The organism is Propionivibrio pelophilus DSM 12018, assembly GCF_059569095.1.
Map to the genome: position 1 here is coordinate 62,498 of NZ_JCANUT010000004.1, position 18,617 is coordinate 81,114.

14 protein-coding genes and 1 other RNA gene are annotated in these 18,617 nt (G+C 62.6%); 14 read left to right on the top strand and 1 reads right to left on the bottom strand.

Features of this window, described 5'->3' with window-relative positions; all coding sequences use genetic code 11:
- Positions 1-17 precede the first annotated feature (17 nt).
- On the top strand, positions 18-905 hold the full coding sequence (gene ylqF, locus BO74_RS03635) for a ribosome biogenesis GTPase YlqF (protein ID WP_496440088.1): 888 nt from the start codon (positions 18-20) through the stop codon (positions 903-905).
- A gap of 9 nt (positions 906-914) precedes the next feature.
- Here the strand turns inward: ylqF and BO74_RS03640 are convergent, their stop codons facing one another.
- On the bottom strand, positions 915-1,178 hold the full coding sequence (locus tag BO74_RS03640) for a hypothetical protein (RefSeq protein WP_496440090.1): 264 nt from the start codon (positions 1,176-1,178) through the stop codon (positions 915-917).
- A 100-nt stretch (positions 1,179-1,278) separates the two neighbouring features.
- On the opposite strand from BO74_RS03640, the gene BO74_RS03645 reads away from it, so the two are divergent.
- The 13 genes from BO74_RS03645 to BO74_RS03705 all read left to right on the top strand — a co-directional run bounded on the left by BO74_RS03645 (position 1,279) and on the right by BO74_RS03705 (position 18,616).
- Positions 1,279-1,482 (top strand): SlyX family protein, encoded by a 204-nt coding sequence (locus tag BO74_RS03645; protein ID WP_496440092.1) that lies wholly within the window; start codon positions 1,279-1,281, stop codon positions 1,480-1,482.
- Positions 1,483-1,499: 17 nt separating this feature from the next.
- On the top strand, positions 1,500-2,699 hold the full coding sequence (locus BO74_RS03650; RefSeq protein WP_496440094.1) for an NnrS family protein: 1,200 nt from the start codon (positions 1,500-1,502) through the stop codon (positions 2,697-2,699).
- Between the two features lie 159 nt (positions 2,700-2,858).
- The gene (locus BO74_RS03655) at positions 2,859-5,705 is read left to right on the top strand and encodes a type VI secretion system Vgr family protein (protein ID WP_496440096.1); all 2,847 of its coding nucleotides are present in this window, start codon (positions 2,859-2,861) and stop codon (positions 5,703-5,705) included.
- Positions 5,702-7,372, top strand: coding sequence for an esterase/lipase family protein (locus tag BO74_RS03660; RefSeq protein WP_496440098.1), 1,671 nt, complete (start codon positions 5,702-5,704; stop codon positions 7,370-7,372). Before BO74_RS03655 ends, BO74_RS03660 begins: the two co-directional genes overlap by 4 nt.
- Positions 7,373-7,437: 65 nt before the next feature.
- Entirely contained in the window at positions 7,438-8,664 is a 1,227-nt protein-coding gene (locus tag BO74_RS03665) for a T6SS immunity protein Tli4 family protein (RefSeq protein ID WP_496440100.1), read from the top strand.
- 140 nt (positions 8,665-8,804) lie between these two features.
- Complete coding sequence (tssH, locus tag BO74_RS03670) at positions 8,805-11,468, top strand: type VI secretion system ATPase TssH (protein ID WP_496440102.1); 2,664 nt, start codon at positions 8,805-8,807, stop codon at positions 11,466-11,468.
- A gap of 11 nt (positions 11,469-11,479) precedes the next feature.
- Complete coding sequence (locus BO74_RS03675) at positions 11,480-12,847, top strand: hypothetical protein (protein ID WP_496440104.1); 1,368 nt, start codon at positions 11,480-11,482, stop codon at positions 12,845-12,847.
- 15 nt (positions 12,848-12,862) lie between these two features.
- Positions 12,863-13,813, top strand: coding sequence for a PAAR domain-containing protein (locus BO74_RS03680; protein ID WP_496440106.1), 951 nt, complete (start codon positions 12,863-12,865; stop codon positions 13,811-13,813).
- Positions 13,785-14,345 carry a hypothetical protein gene (locus BO74_RS03685; RefSeq protein ID WP_496440109.1) on the top strand — a complete coding sequence of 187 codons (561 nt, stop codon included), beginning with the start codon at positions 13,785-13,787 and terminating at the stop codon, positions 14,343-14,345. Before BO74_RS03680 ends, BO74_RS03685 begins: the two co-directional genes overlap by 29 nt.
- 178 nt (positions 14,346-14,523) lie before the next feature.
- A complete protein-coding gene (tssA, locus tag BO74_RS03690; protein WP_496440111.1) occupies positions 14,524-15,612 on the top strand; it encodes a type VI secretion system protein TssA in 1,089 nt (362 codons plus the stop codon).
- Between the two features lie 76 nt (positions 15,613-15,688).
- An RNA gene (gene ffs, locus BO74_RS03695) (signal recognition particle sRNA small type) lies at positions 15,689-15,786 on the top strand.
- Between the two features lie 77 nt (positions 15,787-15,863).
- Positions 15,864-17,192 (top strand): 30S ribosomal protein S12 methylthiotransferase RimO, encoded by a 1,329-nt coding sequence (gene rimO / locus BO74_RS03700; protein WP_496440112.1) that lies wholly within the window; start codon positions 15,864-15,866, stop codon positions 17,190-17,192.
- Between the two features lie 14 nt (positions 17,193-17,206).
- On the top strand, positions 17,207-18,616 hold the full coding sequence (locus BO74_RS03705) for an FAD-binding oxidoreductase (protein ID WP_496440114.1): 1,410 nt from the start codon (positions 17,207-17,209) through the stop codon (positions 18,614-18,616).
- Position 18,617: the final 1 nt, after the last annotated feature.

The window sequence follows — 18,617 nt, forward strand, 5'->3', positions numbered from 1 at the left end:
CAAGGTTTTGGCAGCTTATGGCAATCCAGTGGTTCCCCGGACACATGACCTCGGCGCGCAAGAAAGCGGCCGAGACGATGGCGGTTACCGACGTCGTCATCGAGGTGGTCGACGCGCGCCTGCCCGAGGCGAGTACCAACCCGCTGGTGCATGAACTGCGGCGCTACCGCCAGCGTCCGTGCCTGAAAGTGCTGAACAAGTCCGACCTCGCCGATCCTGAAGCGACCAAGGCCTGGATCGCCTGGTACAACCAGCAGCCGGGCGTGAAGGCGGTGGCGATTTCGAGCAAGGTCGCGGGCGAGGTGGCGCGGCTGCCGAGTCTCTGCCAGAGCCTGGCGCCGCATCGCAACGATAACGTCAAGCCGTTGCGCATGATGATCATGGGCATCCCCAACGTCGGCAAGTCGACGCTGATGAACGCGCTGGTCAAGCGCAAGATCGCCAAGGTCGGCGACGAGCCGGCGGTGACCAAGTCGCAGCAGACCTACCAGCTCAGCGTGCGCCAGTCGATCACCGATACCCCCGGGTTGATGTGGCCAAAGATCCAGCACGACAGCGACGGCTACATGCTCGCCGCCAGCCATGCGATCGGTCGCAACGCGATCATCGACGAGGAGGTGGCAGTGTTCCTCGCCGGTTTGCTGCTCGCACGCTACCCGGCGCGGCTGGCCGAGCGCTATGGTCTGAAGGTCGCTGGGATGGACGCGGTGGCCGTTGTCGAAGGCGTCGCCAGACGGCGCGCGCTGCGCACCCGCGGTGGCGAGCCCGATTTCGAGAAGGCTTCGATGGTTCTGCTGCAGGATTATCGCGATGGAAAACTCGGGCGCATCAGCCTGGAAACGCCCGAGACGCGTGCCGCGATGCTGGCCGCGGCTGCGGAACAAGCGCCTGCGAGCGCTGTCTGACTAGCCTTTTCAGCGGTGCTCGCCCGGCTGCTCGGTCTGTGCGGTCTGCGGCTTGGCAACAATTTCCTTGACCATCGGAACGAACGTTCGCCAAGCGTAGATGCCGCCCCAGGCGAGCAGAATGGCGAAAACCACGATCTGGATCGCAGCGCTGATCATGTTGCGTTGTTGCAGGCTGATCTTGTGGCCGGGGTTCGTGGCACCGCATTCGGGGCAGGCCAGGGCCGAGGTGTCGACCTGATGGCCACAGGCGCGGCAGGGAACGAGCGACATGGTTGAATCCTTGCTGATGACTTCGGAATGATGGTCTGGTTTGGCCGCTATGTTACCTTGCCAGCCCTTTGTTGTTTGCACGGAAGAGAATGAACGAGCCATGGAAGATCGTCTGACCGAACTGGAAATCAAGCTGAGCCTGACCGAGGATCTGGTCGAGGAACTCAACCGCACCGTCTTTCGTCAGCAGGAGCAGTTGGATCTGCTGCAGGCGCAGTTGCGTCTGCTGTACAAACAGGTCGAGGCTGCGCAGCCGCCTGCGGAGCAGCGCAGCCTGCGTGACGAGATCCCGCCGCATTACTGAACCGAAAGGATTGATCCATGGCCGTTATCCGGATTGCCGAGCCGCGCGTCGCACCGAAGACCCCGCCCAAGGGCTTTGCCCTCTTTGCGCTCGGCTTCCGGCCGTTCTTCCTGCTGGCGGCCGTATCGGCGGCGTTGCTGGTGCCGCTGTGGATCGCCATGCTGACCGGCAGGTTGCCTCTCTCGCCCATCCTGCCGGCCATGGTCTGGCACGGCCATGAAATGGTCTTCGGGTTCGCCGCCGCGGTCATCGTCGGCTTTCTGTTGACCGCGGCGCACAACTGGACCGGCCTGTCGACGCCCTCGGGTTGGCCGCTGGCGGCGCTGGTGGCGTTGTGGCTAGCCGGGCGGGTGGTGTTGTTCTCATCGATGCCGGTGCTTGCCGCTGTTGTCGATGTGAGTTTCCTGATCGTCTCGGCGCTGGTCCTGGCGCGCGTCCTGCTCCGTGCCGGCAACCGGCGCAATTACTTCATCCCCGTTTTGTTGATAGTGCTGGCGCTGGCCAACGCGCTGAGCCATGCCGGCAGTCATGGCTGGCTGGCGGTGCCGCCGCTTGCCGGGCTGCATCTGGCTGTGGCGCTGGTCACAATCCTGGAAACGGTAATCGCCGGGCGCATCGTGCCGAGTTTCACCGCCAATGCGCTGCGCACCACGCCGTGGAAAAACGCCCATGTCGATCGTGCAGCCATCGCCGGAACGGCCATTGCGCTCGGGTTGTGGGCCTTTGATGCGCCCGCCGGACTGACCGGCATGGCGGCCCTGGTTGCCGGCATTGCCCAGTCCGTCCGGGTGTGGGGGTGGCGCCCACTGGCGACCGTCCGCACGCCTTTGTTGTGGATCCTGCACCTTTCGCACGGGTGGATCGTCGTCGCCCTGTTCCTGCTTGCGGCCGCAGGAGCGGGACTTGTGGAAGCGACGCCGGTCCTGCACCTGCTGACCGTAGGCGGCATGGGCGGGCTGATCATCGGCATGATCACCCGCACGGCGATTGGCCATACCGGCCGTTTGCTCCGGATCGGGCGAATCGAGACGGCGTGTTACGTGCTGCTGCAGCTGTCGGTCATCTTGCGCGTGCTGCCGCAGTTCGGCCTGCTCGGCGAGGCCTACACCGTCGTGCTGTGGCACTCCGCGATGGCCTGGTCGGCGTGCTTTGCGCTCTACGTCGTGAAGTTCGCGCCGATCCTGATCAATCCTCGGGTTGACGGGCAACCGGGTTAGGCGCCTCTCGGAATTCATGGGGCGCGAAGAGAAGAGGGCAACGATCGCGCTCTTCAGCACATTTCATGTGTTTTGGCTGAATCCATACGCATTAAATTATTCGATTGGCAAATTCATTTATCGTAAAATCCCGGCTTTTGGTTTTCTGCCGGAGTTCCGATGGCTGCTCTTGCCGCGTTCTCTCCACTTGCCACCACGCTCTCTGACCTCGCCGCGGCGGGCGTCTCCCTCTTCAATCAGCACCGGCGTCTTCTCCGGCTCCGCTTCGCTTCTGACGCCGGACTCACTTCCGAGAGCCTGCTCCCCCACCGCCTGCACGGCGAAGAAGGCCTCTCGCAGAACTACCGCTACACGTTGGATTGCCTCGCCCCCGACACCCGCCTCGAACTCAAGGCCCTGCTCGGCCAGCCGATCGAGCTCGGCCTCCTTCTCCCCGACGGCGGCGAGCGCCTCTACACCGGCCTCGTCACCCGCGCCGAGCAGGTCGGCGCCGACGGCGGCTTCGGCCTCTTCACCCTCACCATCGAACCCGCCCTGGCGCTGCTCGCCCACCGCCGCAACAGCCGCGTCTGGCAGGACAAAACCGTCCCCGAGATCGTCGCCGCCCTCCTGAGCGAACACCAGGCTACCCACCCCGCCTTCCGCCGCAGCTTCACCTACCGCGACGCCACCCAGCAACGCTACCCGCTCCGCTCCTACTGCCTCCAGTACCGCGAAACCGACCTCGCCTTCCTCGAACGCCTCCTCGCCGAAGAAGGCATCGCCTACCGCTACATCCACGGCCCGGACAAAGACCGCTCCCTGCGCGACAGTGATGCCCCCACCGACGACCGCGTCCCCGCCCACACCCTTGTCCTCTTCGACGACAACACCGACCTCCCGCTCCTCACCGCCGAACAGCCCATCGGCCGTACCGGCGCCACCCGTCCCGCCGCCATCCGCTACCACCGCACTGCCGGCGTCGAGACCGACGACGCCCTCGATCGCTGGCACGGCACCCGGCAGCTCCAGAGCGGCAAAAGCACGCTCCTCTCCTACGACTACAAGACCGTTGCTGCCCATACGGGCGACGACAACTCCGCCATCGCCCAAGGCAAGGCCGGCGACCCCGCCAGCCTCGCCCTCGAAGACTACGACCCGCAGACCCTCTACTACGGCAGCGATCCCGACGCCATGGCCCGCTACGCCAATCTGCGGCAACAGGCCAGGGACCGCGCCACCAAGACCTTCACCGGCGAAGGCAGCGTCCGCCGCCTGATCGCCGGCGGCTGGTTCCCGCTCGCCGACCACCCCCTGCACGACGCCGACGGCGAAGAAGACCGCCAGTTCCTCGTCACCCGGCTGACCTTCGCCGCCACCAACAACCTCCTGCCCAAAAACGCCGACCCCTTTCCTGTTTCCCTTCCTTTCTCTGCAGACAGCCTGCTCGGCGAAGCCATAGAGACACCCTCCCGGCCACAGGCCAAAACCGGCGGCACCCCCTACCGCGCCACCTTCGAAGCGATCCGCCGCCCCATCCGCTTCGTGCCCGACTACAGCTGCACCGCCCATCAAAAACCCACCGCTCCCGGCGGCACCACCGCCACCGTCGTCGGCCCGGAAGGCGAAGAAATCTTCACCGACGAACACGGCCGGATCAAGCTCCAGTTCCACTGGCAACGGAAACAGGATCACCCCGACGGCGGCGCCGACCGCGACGACCGTTCCAGTACCTGGGTGCGGGTGGCCTACCCCAGCGCCGGCGCGGCGTGGGGCACGCAGTACATCCCCCGGATCGGCCAGGAAGTCCTCATCAGCTTTCTGGAAAACGACATCGACCGCCCGGTCGTCACCGGCGTCCTCCACAACGGCACGCACCGCCCCCCGACCTTCAGCGGCGCCGGATCTCTCCCGGCGAACAAGGCCCTCTCCGGGCACAAGTCCAAGGAATACAAAGGCAGCGGCTACAACGAACTCCTGCTCGACGACAGCACCGGCGAACTCCGCACCAAACTCTCCAGCGAACACGGCAAGACCCAGCTCAACCAGGGCTACCTCATCCACCCGCGCACCGACGGCAAGGGCGAACCACGGGGCGAAGGCTTTGAACTGCGCACAGATGAGTCGGGGGCGCTACGCGCGGCCAAGGGGCTGCTGCTTTCAACCGATGCTCGGCTCAAAGCCCGCGGCCGCCAGCTCGACCGAGCCGAACTCATCGGCATCCTGCAGGTGCTCGAAAGTTTGCAGCAACAACTGGCGGACCTGGCCAATACCCATCAGGCGGACGAGACCGACACGCAGAAACTCACCGAACTGAAGCAGCACGTCGAGAACTGGGAAAAAGGCAACAACGCAGAGGGAGGCAAGGCAGACCCTGCTGGCGGCCAACCGATCATCGCTGCCACCGCCCCGGCCGGTTTTGTCGTCGGCAGCGCGAGCAATATCGCCCTGGCAGCCGAGAATCACATCGACCTCATCAGCAACCAGAACATCCAGATGTCCGCCGGGCGGCGCTGGCTGGTGCGCGCGGCCGAGAGCATCAGCCTGTTTGCCCACCGCGCCCGCATCAAGCTCATTGCGGCAAACGACAAGGTCGAAATTCAGGCGCACAACAACAATATCGAAGCCACTGCGGCCAAAAAGATCGTGCTCACCGGGCTCGAAGAAATCGTCCTCAACGCCCCCAAGATTTCGTTCATCGCGTCCGGCGCACGCATCGACTTGGGCAGCGGCGCGATCACCACGCAGTGCTCCGGGATCCACGAACAAAAGGCCGGCTTCCACAAGCTGACCGGGCCCGGCGGCGGCAGTGTCGGCGGGCAACTGCCCGGCAGCGAAGCCGCCTACGACGAGAAATTCCGGCTGCGCTTCAACAACGGCAAGCCGGTCGCCAATACGCCCGCCGTCATTCGCGATGCCAAGGGCAAGACCTTGTGGAGCGGCACGACCAACGCGCAAGGAGAAGCCGACATTCTGAAGAAAGAGCTCCCGGAGAACATCCGCATCGAATTCAAGGACAAGGCATGAGCGAAGGTGAAACCTGGCGCCGCGTGCGCACCACGTTCGACAAGAAGATGTCGCCGCAATCCCCCTCCAGCACCAGCCCGGTCGGCTGCACGATCCGCGCCGTCGCCCTCTGGCCGGGGCGCATCCTGGTTCCGGTGATCTTCATCCCGGGGATCATGGGGTCGAATCTGCGCAGCACGAAGGATCAGTCTCCTTCCTGGAGGCCTCCCAATGGCGTCCTCGAGAAACTCGGAGAATTGGGCAGCAGGGCAGGGCAGGAGCCAGCACAACGCCAGGAGCAACTCACCGCTGACGACTGCGACGTCTATGAACGCAACGACTCCGTCAAGCTCAAGGACAGCTATCTCGCCCTCGACGAAGAGGAAGCCACACGGCGGCATTGGGGCGAACTGCATGCCGACAGCTACCTCCCGATTCTCAAGGAACTCGAAGAACGACTGAACTACCCGTACTGCGACCCCGAACGGAACGATGCCCCGTCACCCCACGAATCCTGGCAAGGAGCCATTTCGCCCAAGGACGACCGCTGGTCGCCGAAGGCGCCGCTCACCGAAGACGAGTTTGCCTCGCACCTCGGGGCCATCTACTTGCCGGTCTACGCCTGTGGCTACAACTGGCTGAAGAGCAACGAGGATTCGGCCCAACGGGTCATTGATCGCATCGCCGAGATCGAAAAACGAATCGAGGGCAGCAGCTACTACCGCTATGCCGGCAAGGTCATTCTGGTCACCCACTCGATGGGTGGGCTAGTCGGGCGACGGGTAGCGCAACTCGTGCCGGACAAGATCCTGGGGGTCGTACACGGCGTGCAACCGGTGACCGGCGCGCCAGTCGTCTATCGCCGCTTCAAGTCCGGCACCGAGGCCGGTGGCTTCTTCGACATTGGTGGCGTCGGCGCGGCGGTCGTGCTCGGTTGGGATGCGGCCGACACCACACCAGTCCTCGGCAACTCGCCGGGTCCGATGGAACTCCTGCCGACCCGTCACTATGGTCCCGGCTGGCTGCGCATCCGGGATCGCAACGGCAACGAGTTCCGGTTACCGCAAGGCGATCCTGCCGCCATCCTTGAAGGGCGCGAGGAAGCCGACCCCTATACTGACGTCTACAAAGTCTCCGCCCTCGACAAGTGGTGGGGGATGGTCGATCCGGGGTTGCTCGATCCCGCGGAAAAATTGAAAGAAAAACCGAACACTACTCCACAAGAGTATTTCCTGAAACAACTGGGATTCGCCAAGAGATTCCACGACACACTCGGCCTTACCTGTCACACCCACACCTACGCCCACTACGGCGACGATCCAAAGCACGAGTCCTTCGCCAGCGTCGTCTGGGAAACCTCTGACGATTTGTCCGGTGTTGCGGCGGAAGAACTATTGAATGCCCCGCGCCTATCGGCCAAGCTGACCGGCAAGACCAAGGTGGAGATTGCCGGTACAACCTATACCTTCAAACTCAAAGACCGCGATGGTCCGGGCGACGGGACGGTGCCGACACCCTCCGGTGAAGCGGCGAAACGCCTCGAAGGTATCCGCGATGTGTTCGGTCTCGACGGTTTCGATCATCAATTCAGTTACAACAACGAGATTGCCCAGCACACCGTGCTCTACGCTGTCGGCAAGCTCGTCCAGCAGATCACTATCAAGGAGGATGGCACCGCATGCGTTTGACTCTGACTTTCTTCGCCGCACTTGCTCTAGCCATGCCGGCCGTTGCCCAGTCTCAAGGAGATTCCATGAAACCCGCCCCTCAGCCCAACACCTACTGCCTCGGCCGTTTCCTGATCGACCTACCCAACGATGCGGAGATCATGGCGCAAACGGCCGAGTACCGCTGGGACAAGATCAAGGTCGAACGCCTGCCGTCGTCCAAAACCTTCCAGGAAATGATCGCCGAGAAGGAGAAAACGCTGCGCGAAACGAAGCATGACGATGAACCTTCACTGCTCAAACACATTTCGCGGAGCGACAACGGGAATTCAGTCGTAATGCTCTATTGGGAAAAACCCTATTCGGATGTCCTCTATGAAATGGCGGCATACAAGTGGCTGCAGGGTTTCCGCTTTTTGATGAAAGACGAAGCCAGCAAGAACAAGGTTGACGTTGCTCTCGGAATGGCCAACCGCACTCTCTCCGAACTCCGCTACCGCGACCCGAAGGAGATCCCGACCGAGCCCGGCTTCTGTATCGAGCGGGGACTGTTTGCCGGCGAGCCGGCGATGCCGCACTACGAACGTGCCGAGGTGAGTTTCCGCCTGAAAGGCCATCCCGACGTGGTGGTAAACGCGTCGACGTGGATGGTGATGAAGGAGGACAGGGAAGGTTTGCTGGACCGGATCGACCGTAAGAAGAAGGATACGGCCCTGATCGATCTGTTCAACAGGATCAAGGTGCTGCGGCGCGGCCAGCACTCGGTTGCCGGCATGGCCGCGGAGGAATACCTGCAGTCGATTCCGGCGGGAGAGACCTTCTCGACGCACATGTTCCGCTGGGAAACCACCGGCAAATACCATGATCTATACGCGCCGGAAATCATTGTCGAGTTCCGGACGGGCAAGACCAAGGACTTCGAGGAACGCCCGCCGACGCTTTCCGACAAGCAAGCCATCGAGCTTTTCGATTCGATCGTCAATTCGATCCGCGTGCGGCCGGTAAGCTCCCCCGCACTTTCGCCGGAACCGTCGCCCAATCCGGCTGCGCCGCAAAGCGGCCTGCCGTTGGGCACCTCCGCCGCCTCATTGAGTCGGTGTCCGCAAACGGGTCTCTGGGAATGCGCCGCCGAACTTGCAGCCGGCGAGAAACGCCGCTTCTTCCCGCAGGGCATGACGCTCCCGACCGTCATCGTGCGCGGCCCTGAACGCAGCTTGCTGCAAAAACTCAAGGGGGCCCCCATCAACGTACTCGTGGAAACGACGTGGACGCTGGTGGCGTATGCGTCGGGAGACGGGAAGTTCAACGCGTGAAAGTGTGGTGGCTGGTGGTGTCGATCGCCGGGTCGGCCCTTCTTTTGGCGTCCTTTCTGTTCTGGCCAGTGCGGGCGGCGGTTTTTCCATTCGGTTTCAGCCCTGTCGGACATTCTCTTTTCTAATCAACTTGTTCACCGATGACCTCCCATCTCAGATCCCTGGTTTCCAAGCTCGATGTTTCCTCCCGCAAGGCGATGGAGTCTGCGGCCAATGTGGCGCTGTCTCGCACTCATCACGAAGTCGACATCGAACACGTGCTGTCCGCATTGCTTCAGGCGCCGGATGCCGACCTGCTGCGCATCCTGAAGGCATATCACGTCGATGTGCCGCGTTTGCAGGAAGATCTGGAAACGGCGCTTGAACGTTTTCGTACGGGCAATACGCGCAATCCCGTGCTCTCCCGCAACATTCTGCGCTGGCTGGAGGCCGCGTGGCTGGCTGGGAGCGTGAATTACGGCGTGGAACGACTGGGGAGCGGGGTGCTGCTGTTGGCGCTGGTCGCGGACGACGATCTGCGTCGCCTGCTGGCCGGTTCCTGCGCGGCGCTAGTGCGGATTCCTGTGGACAATCTGAAGGAGACATTGCCGGCGCTGTTGCGGCAGCCGGTTGGCGATGCATCTGCTGACGAGGGCGAGGTGAATGAAGCCGGCAAGGCGCATAAGACAAAGAATGCGCCGAATCTCGACAAATACACGATTGACCTGACGGCGCAGGCTCGGGCCGGAAAAATCGATCCGGTGCTCGGGCGGGATGGCGAGGTTCGGCAGATGATCGATATCCTGTTGCGCCGGCGGCAGAACAATCCGATTTTGACCGGCGAACCGGGTGTCGGCAAAACGGCCGTGGTCGAGGGATTGGCGCTGCGGATCGTTCAGGGCGATGTGCCGGAGGTGTTGCACAACGTTACGCTACGCACACTCGATCTCGGCTTGTTGCAGGCCGGCGCGAGCGTCAAGGGCGAGTTCGAGAACCGGCTGCGTTCGGTGATCGACGAGGTGAAGGCGAGCCTTTCGCCGATCATCCTGTTCATCGACGAGGCGCACACGATGATCGGGGCGGGCGGCGCGGCGGGCCAGAGCGATGCGGCGAACCTGCTGAAGCCGGCGCTGGCCCGTGGCGAACTGCGCACGATTGCGGCGACCACCTGGGCGGAGTACAAGAAATACTTCGAGAAGGACGCGGCGCTGGCCCGGCGCTTCCAGGTCGTGAAGATCGAGGAGCCCCCCGAAGAGGCGGCGATCCAGATGGTACGCGGAATCGCCGATGCGATGGAGGCTCACCACAAGGTGCGCATTCTCGACGAGGCCGTGGTGGATGCGGTGAAGCTGTCGAGCCGCTACATCACCGGACGGCAGTTACCCGACAAGGCGATCAGCGTGCTCGATACGGCCTGCGCGCGCGTGGCGCTCTCGCGGGCGAGCACGCCGGCGGCGCTGGAAGACGTTCACCGCCTGATCCAGAACATTGATCGTGAAACAGCCGCGCTAACGAAGGAGCAGGATCCCGCTCATGCGGGGCGCCTGTCCGAACTGGCGGCGCGACGCAAGGCGCTGGAGAGCGACCTCTCCGTCTTGCAGGCGGCGTTCGCGGAGCAGCGAGCGCTGGTCGACGAAGTAGTAGCACTACGGGCGCGTTTGCAGGAGGAAGGCTCTGAGGCTCCACCCAAGAAGGGGAAGGGGAGCAAGGCGGGCAAGGGCGGTTCGATACGCGAAGCCTTGCTCGCGGCGCTCAAAAAGCTGCACGAACTCCACGACCAACAGGCGCTGATTTATGAGTGCGTGGATGGGGCGACGATCGCCGAGGTGATCTCGGGCTGGACCGGTATTCCTCTCGGCGGCATGGTTGCCGACGAAATCGAAACGGTGCGCAATCTCCATGCCTTGCTGGAGCAGCGCGTGGTCGGGCAGCCGCACGCGCTGGCGTTGATCGCCCGGCGTATCCAGATCGCCAAGGCCAATCTGGAAGACCCCGGCAAGCCGAAGGGCGTGTTTCTGCTCGTCGGGCCGTCCGGTGTCGGGAAAACGGAAACCGCACTGGCGCTGGCCGATACGCTTTATGGCGGCGAGCGTAACCTGATCACCATCAACATGTCTGAATACCAGGAGGCGCACAGCGTTTCCGGTCTCAAGGGTTCGCCGCCCGGCTACGTTGGTTACGGCGAGGGCGGCGTGCTGACCGAGGCGGTGCGGCGCAAACCGTATTCGGTGGTGTTGCTCGACGAGGTGGAGAAGGCGCATCCGGATGTGCTGGAATTGTTCTTCCAGGTCTTCGACAAGGGCGTTCTGGAGGACGCCGAAGGACGCGAAGTCGATTTCAAGAACACCATCATCATCCTGACCTCCAATGTGGGTACCGATCTCATCATGCGTGCTGTCGAGCATGGCGTTACCGTGGAGGAGGAGCAGCGGCCGCCGACGCCCGAGGATTTGCAGGAACTCCTGCGTCCGGCACTGCAGCGGGCTTTCAAGCCGGCGTTTCTGGGGCGCCTGTCGGTCATCCCGTACTACCCGATCTCGGACGAAATCATGCGCCTGATCGTCGGGCTGAAGCTCGCCAGGGTGCAGCGCCGGATGCAGTCCAACCACGGCGCACGGCTGGTCTTTGACGCCGCGCTGCCCGACATGATCGTCGCGCGCTGTACCGAAGTCGACAGCGGCGCGCGGGATGCCGAAGCGATCATCACCGACACCGTGCTGGCGCGCGTCTCCGAAAAGGTCCTCGCGCGCATGGCAGAGGGGCGGCCGCTACGCGAGGTGAGCCTGAAAGTGCGTAGCGACGAACTGGCGGTCACCGTCAAATAGGGGTGCCCGGAATGCTGAGGAGATTGATCATCTTGGCGACGCTGGCTGCCGCCTGGGTAAGCGCGTTGTGGTTCGGTGTGGCGCCGGATTTCGGTCAATGGTCGTTGCCCCGGCTAGCCGCTGTTCATGCGCTGCCGCCGCTGTTCTGCGGGGGGCTCTGGTTTGGCTGGCGACGTTGGCGGGGCCGCGTCGCGGAGGCGCGGACCCGGGCGATGGAGGAGCGCGCCGAAGAAGAACGCCAGGCGGGGGAAGAAAAAGCTCGCAGACTTGCCACGGAGGAGTCGCAGCGCAATCGATTCGGCTGCGATTGCCGCGCTGTTGCGCTGGCGCAGGTGAGCGCCGGGGATGGTGATGTCCCTCTGGCCGAGGCGTGTCAAGGTGTTTACCTCTCTTCATTCGAGTCCTCGGCTGCGGATGTTGATGAGCGGGCCGAAGTGGTGGCCCATTTGCGTTCCGGCATGCACGAGGCGTTGGGAGCGATCTATGCGAGCAGCCCGGCCGCCGTATCGCTCCCTCTTTATGTCGTGCCGCCGGGCGAGGCGCGTGCGGACGAGTTCGTGAACGCGGTCAGGGGCGTGCAACATGCGCTTATCGAGGAGGGGGGGCTATTATTCGATGGCGTGCGTGATCCCGGACGGATACTTCAACTGGCGGAAGAAGGGAGCGTATTGAGCGCTCTTCTCCGCTTGTTTGAGCAGACTCCGGGATTGGCCGTCGTTCTGCTCGGGACGGATTCGCCGTGGCTGCAGGCGCAGAACACGGACGAAGAAGAGGGCGCAGTCGATGCCGGGAAACCGGGGCAAGGGGTGTTCGCGATGTTGCTGACCCATCCCGATTTCGTGAGCGATGACGCGGATTCTTCCCTGGAAAAGGACGAGGCGCTGCGTTCCCTGCCGATACTGGCGCGTCTGCATCGACCGGCCATGGTCGGGATGGATAGCGGGAAAACGCGTGCCAACGTGTTGGCACGCACCTTGGGAAGAGCTCTGGATGAGGCCCGGCGTTATGCCGGAATGGATGAGATGCTCCCGGCCTGCGACGGCGTAGAGGCAAAGGCGCAGGAAGGCGGAGGGAGCGGCACGTGCAATTGGCTGGTACATAACGCGGGAACGCCGGCGAATTGCGGTGTGCACATGGCCGGACTTGGTGTGGCGCTGCTCGAGCACGGCATCGAGCTCGATCCGTTCGACGAAGCGACAAACATTTCCACCGTGGCCGGCGATCTCGGCGATGCGCTTGATGTCGGCATGCTCTCCGTCGCGGTGGCCCGAGCCGCCGCGACGCAAGGTACGGCGCTTTGCGTCGAGTTCCGTCGCGACGCAACCTTGTTGCTCTTTTTTGCGCGTGCGCCAGAACCCGCCGAAATGGCAATGGGCTAATACTCGGGAGAGAGAATGAAGCGAGTAATACGTCTGGGCGATCCGCACACGCACGGCGGGCGGGTGATTACGGCCGCGGCGAATACCGAAATCAACGGCAAGCGGGTGGCGAGACGTGGCGACAAGGCGGTTTGTCCGAAGAAAGGTCACGGTGTCGTGACCATCGTCGAGGGCGATCCGTCGTGGTACGTCGAAGGGCAAGCCGTGGCGCTCGAAGGCCACAAATGCAGTTGCGGCTGTTCGTTGATCTCCACGTTGCCGACCTTGGGGCGCTCCTTCGAAGGTGCCGGCTCGGCATCCGGCGCGATGGCAGCTTCGGTGGTGGGCTTGCTCGCGCCGAAGGTGGCTGAGGCGGCAAGCACGGCAAGTTCTGCAGTACATGCTGCCGGAAAAAGCGGTTCTGCGGTGGTGACAGGGCTGGGTGACGGCGTCGATGCACTTGTCGCCAAGTCACCGAGTCTGCAGAAGGACGTTCTCAAACTGAAACAGGAGGGGTGGGCAATTGAGTATGGTCCCGCAGGAAGTGGGTCGTACGCTGATCGAATGGCGTCTCCTCCGACAATTACGATTGATGGCTCAGAGAGGGGAAATTCGGAAGTTGCAACTCAATCGCTTGCTCACGAGGTTGGGCATGCTGTCTATCCGTACGCAGCCGACTATTCGTCCAGAACTGCTTTCATCAATGGCGCAATGGCCGATGAAGGGGGCGCCACGATGAACAACATAAAGGTACAGCGAGAGATACTGTCCAGCGGAGGCCCGGATATCGGAATTGCAGGAAACCGTGCCAATCATGCTGCGTACAATGCGGCTTACGATCAGTACCTCAAAGACGGCAATGCGATTGCCGCACGAAACTCCATTGGCGCAAGGTTTGGAACGGGTGAGATAACCTCGAATACAGCACAATCGTATGCAGACTATTACGGGGGATGGTATGACCGAGCCTATCCGGCGAAAAAATAATCTATTGCGCCTGTTCTTGCTCGGTATGTTGGGGTGTTTGTGTGCGGGATGTCTGCATGCTTCCGGCGCTAAGGAAAAGGAATCATTGATGGAAAATGGATGCGGGACGCTATGGGGCGTCGTGAATACACTTGGCGAAAAGATGCCGCTTTCGAGAGAGGTAGTCGAAGCGGTATTGAGAACAGAACTGACAGACAAAACGCGTGATGAATACCTTTGGCACCTCGTAGGGGGCGGTCATCCGCTTGATGATGGTTCGTCAGTCTCTCGCGTAAGTCTCGCGCTACTACCCGGCGGTGAATTCGGGAAGAACAGTGGGTTGTCTATTGAACTTGAGGGGCGGTGTATCGGCCTCGACGAGATTCGCGAGCACTTTGGTGTGCTAACCATCGTTCAATACCCTCGTGGGCGCTCGTTGCAGGAAACCACCGTATATGCTGCAGCGATGCCGTGGGGGGAACTGTCGTTTGCCTTCAAGGAGGAAAAACGAGACTGTCTGTTCCGTATTTCATTTCGCAAGAAGATGCCATGACACAGGCGCCAACAGGTGCGCGATTACCACTTCGTTTCACCCCTTCCTGCCACTTGGTGTCGGCATTCGCCGCCCCCGGCTTCACGCCTGCTCAGATCTGAGGATGGCAAAGATCGCTCTATTTACGTACTCGAAAAAATTCCTGGAGTCGCAAAACTCCGACTGACGGAAGAAATCCATGAACAGCCTTCTACCTGCTCCGCTCCTTGACCCTGTTCCCGGTGACGACATCGGTGGTGTCGACCTGTCGTTTTCTGCCGTATTCGACGAAATCCTCGAGGCGCGGCGCGAGGACGATACGACGCTGGCGCAGGGAGAGTGGGAGACCTCATTGAAGACCGCGGACTGGCCAAGGGTGAGGGAATTGGCGGAGGATGTGTTGTCGCGTCAGAGCAAGGACTTGCAGGTCGCGGCCTGGTACGCCGAAGCGATGGCGCGGCTGAAGGGGTTCGAGGGAGTGACCGCGGGGCTTGCGGTCGTCGAGGGGCTTCTCAACGAATTCTGGGAATTCTGCTATCCCAGTCTTGATCCGGACGATCTCGACGAGCGGGCCGGGAAGATCGAGTGGTTAAACAAGCAGCTGAGCGCGGTGATCCGCGAGATTCCGCTGACCGATCGGGCGTCCGGTGGTTATTCGTTCCTGAAGTGGGAGGAATCGCGTCTGGTCGACAACCTGGGGTTGAAGGACGGTGGCGCCCGCGACAAGGCGATTGCCGCCGGGAAGTTGTGCGGTGAAGATTTCGACAAGGCCGTGCAGCTATCCGGGCCGGCCTATTACGAGAAGTTGCATGCGCGAATAGGCGACGCGGTTTCTGCTGCCGGGATGCTGGCCGCCCGCATTGACGAACGCTTCGGACTCGATGCGCCGAGCCTGAAGGAAATGCAGGAGACGCTTGGCGCGTGCGAGTCGCTTGTCGGCAAGTTGCTGGCCCGCTTGGGCGGCCAGGTGGTGGTGGCTCGGGGCCAGGAATCTCCTTTAGCCGGGACGGAACGAAACAGCCACGCGGTCGATATGGCGCCGTCGCTCTTGCCGCGGTCTGTACAGGGCATCATCGTTACCCGTTCCGATGCGATCCAGGCGTTGCGCGCCGCGGCGTCGTATTTCCGCAAGAACGAGCCGCACAGCCCGGTGGCGCCGCTGGCCGAACGGGCGGCCAATTGGGCGGAAATGCCGCTCGAGCGCTGGCTGGCGTCCGTCGTCAAGGACCAGGGGACGCTGGCACAGCTGCGCGAGCTGCTCGATTTTCCGGAGGATACGCGTTCCTGACCGTAAAACCGGTCAGGCCGAAAAAGGTTTTTGCGCGGTGCCGATCCTCGCCGCGCTCTGTGGTAACATTCGCGCCGGCGGGTCTCCCCGCATCGCAGGGTGGTGAACCTGGTCAGGTCCGGAAGGAAGCAGCCACAGCCATTTACTGTGAGTGCCGGGGTAAGGCTCGCCACTTTCTTTTTGCCGTCCGTTTGAGAGACGAGGCGCGCACGGCGTGCGGCGTCTTTCGGTTTTCTGAAGCCGATTCCACGATGATAGATTCCAGACTGCCGCCGAAAGTCGGCTTTGTCTCCCTCGGGTGCCCGAAGGCACTCGTCGATTCCGAACAGATTCTCACCAAACTGCGCGCTGAAGGGTACGTGATTTCGCCTTCGTACGAGGGCGCCGATCTGGTGGTGGTCAACACCTGCGGCTTCATTGATGCCGCCGTCGAGGAATCGCTGGAAGCGATCGGCGAGGCGCTGGAAGAGAACGGCAAGGTGATCGTGACCGGCTGCCTCGGGGCAAAACAGGAACTGGTGCGTGAAGCGCATCCGAAAGTGCTGGCGATTACCGGGCCGCACTCGGCGGACGAGGTGCTGCAGCACGTGCATACGCATCTGCCGCAGCCGCACGATCCGTTCACCAGCCTGGTCCCGCCGCAGGGTATCAAGCTGACGCCGCAGCATTTTGCCTACCTGAAGATTTCGGAAGGCTGCAACCACAGTTGTACTTTCTGCATCATCCCGTCGTTGCGCGGGCCGCTGGTCAGCCGGCCGATCGGCGATGTGCTGCAGGAAGCGAAACATCTTGCCGAAGCCGGCGTGCGCGAGTTGCTGGTCATCTCGCAGGACACCAGCGCCTATGGCGTCGATGTGAAATACCGCACAGGCTTCGTCGGCGGTCGCCCGGTCAAGACGCGATTGAGGGAGTTGTGCGAGGCGCTGGCCGAGTTCGGCATCTGGGTGCGCCTGCATTATGTGTATCCGTATCCGAGCGTCGATGAGCTGATCCCGCTGATGGCCGAGGGCAAGATCCTGCCGTACCTCGACGTGCCGTTCCAGCATTCCAATTCGCGCATCCTCAAGGCCATGAAGCGGCCGGCGAGCGCCGAAAACAACCTTGAGCGGATCAAGGCCTGGCGCGCAGTCTGTCCGGACATCACGATCCGCAGCACCTTCATCACCGGCTTCCCGGGCGAGACCGAGGCGGAGTTCGAGGAGCTGCTGGAATTCATCGAAGAGGCGCGGCTCGACCGTGTCGGTTGCTTCCCTTATTCGCCGGTAGAAGGCGCCGTGGCCAATTCACTGGCGCCCGCGGTGCCCGACAAAGTGCGTGAGGAGCGGCGCCGCCGTTTGATGGACGTGCAGGAAGATATTTCGGCCGAACTGTTGGCGGCCAAGATCGGGCGCGAAATCACCGTATTGGTCGACGCAGTCGATGATGAAGGAACCTTGGCACGCTCGTCGGCCGATGCGCCGGAAATCGACGGGCTGGTGATCATCGACCAGTATTTTGACGCCGAGCCGGGTGATTTCCTGAAGGTGCGCGTCGTCGATGCCGACGAGCATGATCTTTATGCGGAGGCGATTCCCGAGTAATCGGAGCGAGCAGCGTGACGCGCGACGAACTGATTGGACAACTGTCTGCCGTGGTCGGCGAAGACCACGTCCTGCAACGTGCCGAGGAGATGGCTGCGCATCTGACTGACTGGCGCGGTCGTTATCATGGCGCGGCCCGGTGTCTTGTGCGTCCTGCGTCGACCGCAGAGGTTGCCGGCGTGGTGCGCGTATGTGCCGCCGCCGGTGTGCCAATGGTGCCGAAGGGGGGCAACACCAGCCTGTGCGGCGGCGGCATCCCGGACCTCTCGGGCAACGCCGTGATGATCAGTCTCTCGCGGCTGAACCTCATCCGGGCGATCGACCGGGCGAACAACACCATCACCGTCGAGGCCGGCTGCCTGTTGAAGACCGTGCAGGATGCGGCGTTCGAGGCGGGACGCTATTTTCCGCTTTCGCTGGCGGCTGAAGGGAGTTGCCAGATCGGCGGCAACTTGTCGACCAATGCCGGCGGCGTCCGGGTGCTGCGCTACGGCAATATCCGCGAGTTCACCCTCGGCCTGGAGGCGGTCCTGCCGAATGGCGAGGTGTGGGATGGCCTCCGTGGGTTGCGCAAGGACAACACCGGCTACGACCTGAAGCAACTGTTCATTGGCGCCGAGGGGACGCTGGGCATCATCACAGCCGCGGTATTGAAGCTGTTTCCGCAGCCGCGGGCGATCGCCACGGCCTGGTTGGCGATCGAATCGCCGAGCGTCGCGGTGCAGTTGCTCGGTGAACTGCAAAGTGCTTTCGGCACTGCGCTGACCGCCTGCGAGCTCGTCTCCGAGCTTTCGCTCAACCTCGTCTTCAAGCATATCGAGGGCGCGCAGCCGCCGCTGTCGGTAAGTCCGTGGTACCTGCTCGTCGAATTGTCGGCGCCGGACGGCGAAAGCGAACTCAATGCCGGACTCGAGCGTTTCCTCGAGACGGCGTTCGACAACGGCACGGTGAGCGATGCGGTGATCGCCCAGAACATCGAGCAGACGCACAAGCTGTGGGCCTTGCGCGAGAACATCAGCGAGGCGGAAAAGAAGGAGGGGATCAGCATCAAGCACGACATCTCGCTGCCGATTTCGCGCCTGGCCGAGTTCGTCGATGCGGCCGATGTGGCGCTCACGGCGGCGTTTCCCGGGGTGCGGATCGTGGCCTTCGGCCATGTCGGCGACGGCAACCTGCATTACAACCAGTCGATGCCGGACAAGGCGGCCAATGCCGAATTCATTCCGCGGCAACCGGAGGTCAATCGCCTCGTCTACGATCTGGTGACGCGGTTCGGCGGGAGCATCAGCGCCGAACATGGCATCGGCCAGCTCAAGCGCCGCGAACTGGCGACTTATCGCAGTCCCGTCGAGATCAACATGATGCGCACGATCAAGCAGGCGCTCGATCCGAACGGGATCATGAATCCCGGCAAAGTCTTGTAGT

Excerpts from the sequence above, each read along its gene's own strand:
- BO74_RS03645 (WP_496440092.1), top strand. The coding sequence starts at position 1,279 with ATGGAAGATCGTCTGACCGAACTGGAAATCAAGCTGAGCCTGACCGAG.
- BO74_RS03665 (WP_496440100.1), top strand. The coding sequence starts at position 7,438 with ATGAAACCCGCCCCTCAGCCCAACACCTACTGCCTCGGCCGTTTCCTG.
- ylqF (WP_496440088.1), top strand. The coding sequence starts at position 18 with ATGGCAATCCAGTGGTTCCCCGGACACATGACCTCGGCGCGCAAGAAA.
- rimO (WP_496440112.1), top strand. The coding sequence starts at position 15,864 with ATGATAGATTCCAGACTGCCGCCGAAAGTCGGCTTTGTCTCCCTCGGG.
- tssA (WP_496440111.1), top strand. The coding sequence starts at position 14,524 with ATGAACAGCCTTCTACCTGCTCCGCTCCTTGACCCTGTTCCCGGTGAC.
- BO74_RS03680 (WP_496440106.1), top strand. The coding sequence starts at position 12,863 with ATGAAGCGAGTAATACGTCTGGGCGATCCGCACACGCACGGCGGGCGG.
- BO74_RS03640 (WP_496440090.1), bottom strand. The coding sequence starts at position 1,178 with ATGTCGCTCGTTCCCTGCCGCGCCTGTGGCCATCAGGTCGACACCTCG.
- BO74_RS03650 (WP_496440094.1), top strand. The coding sequence starts at position 1,500 with ATGGCCGTTATCCGGATTGCCGAGCCGCGCGTCGCACCGAAGACCCCG.
- BO74_RS03675 (WP_496440104.1), top strand. The coding sequence starts at position 11,480 with ATGCTGAGGAGATTGATCATCTTGGCGACGCTGGCTGCCGCCTGGGTA.
- BO74_RS03660 (WP_496440098.1), top strand. The coding sequence starts at position 5,702 with ATGAGCGAAGGTGAAACCTGGCGCCGCGTGCGCACCACGTTCGACAAG.
- tssH (WP_496440102.1), top strand. The coding sequence starts at position 8,805 with ATGACCTCCCATCTCAGATCCCTGGTTTCCAAGCTCGATGTTTCCTCC.
- BO74_RS03655 (WP_496440096.1), top strand. The coding sequence starts at position 2,859 with ATGGCTGCTCTTGCCGCGTTCTCTCCACTTGCCACCACGCTCTCTGAC.
- BO74_RS03685 (WP_496440109.1), top strand. The coding sequence starts at position 13,785 with ATGACCGAGCCTATCCGGCGAAAAAATAATCTATTGCGCCTGTTCTTG.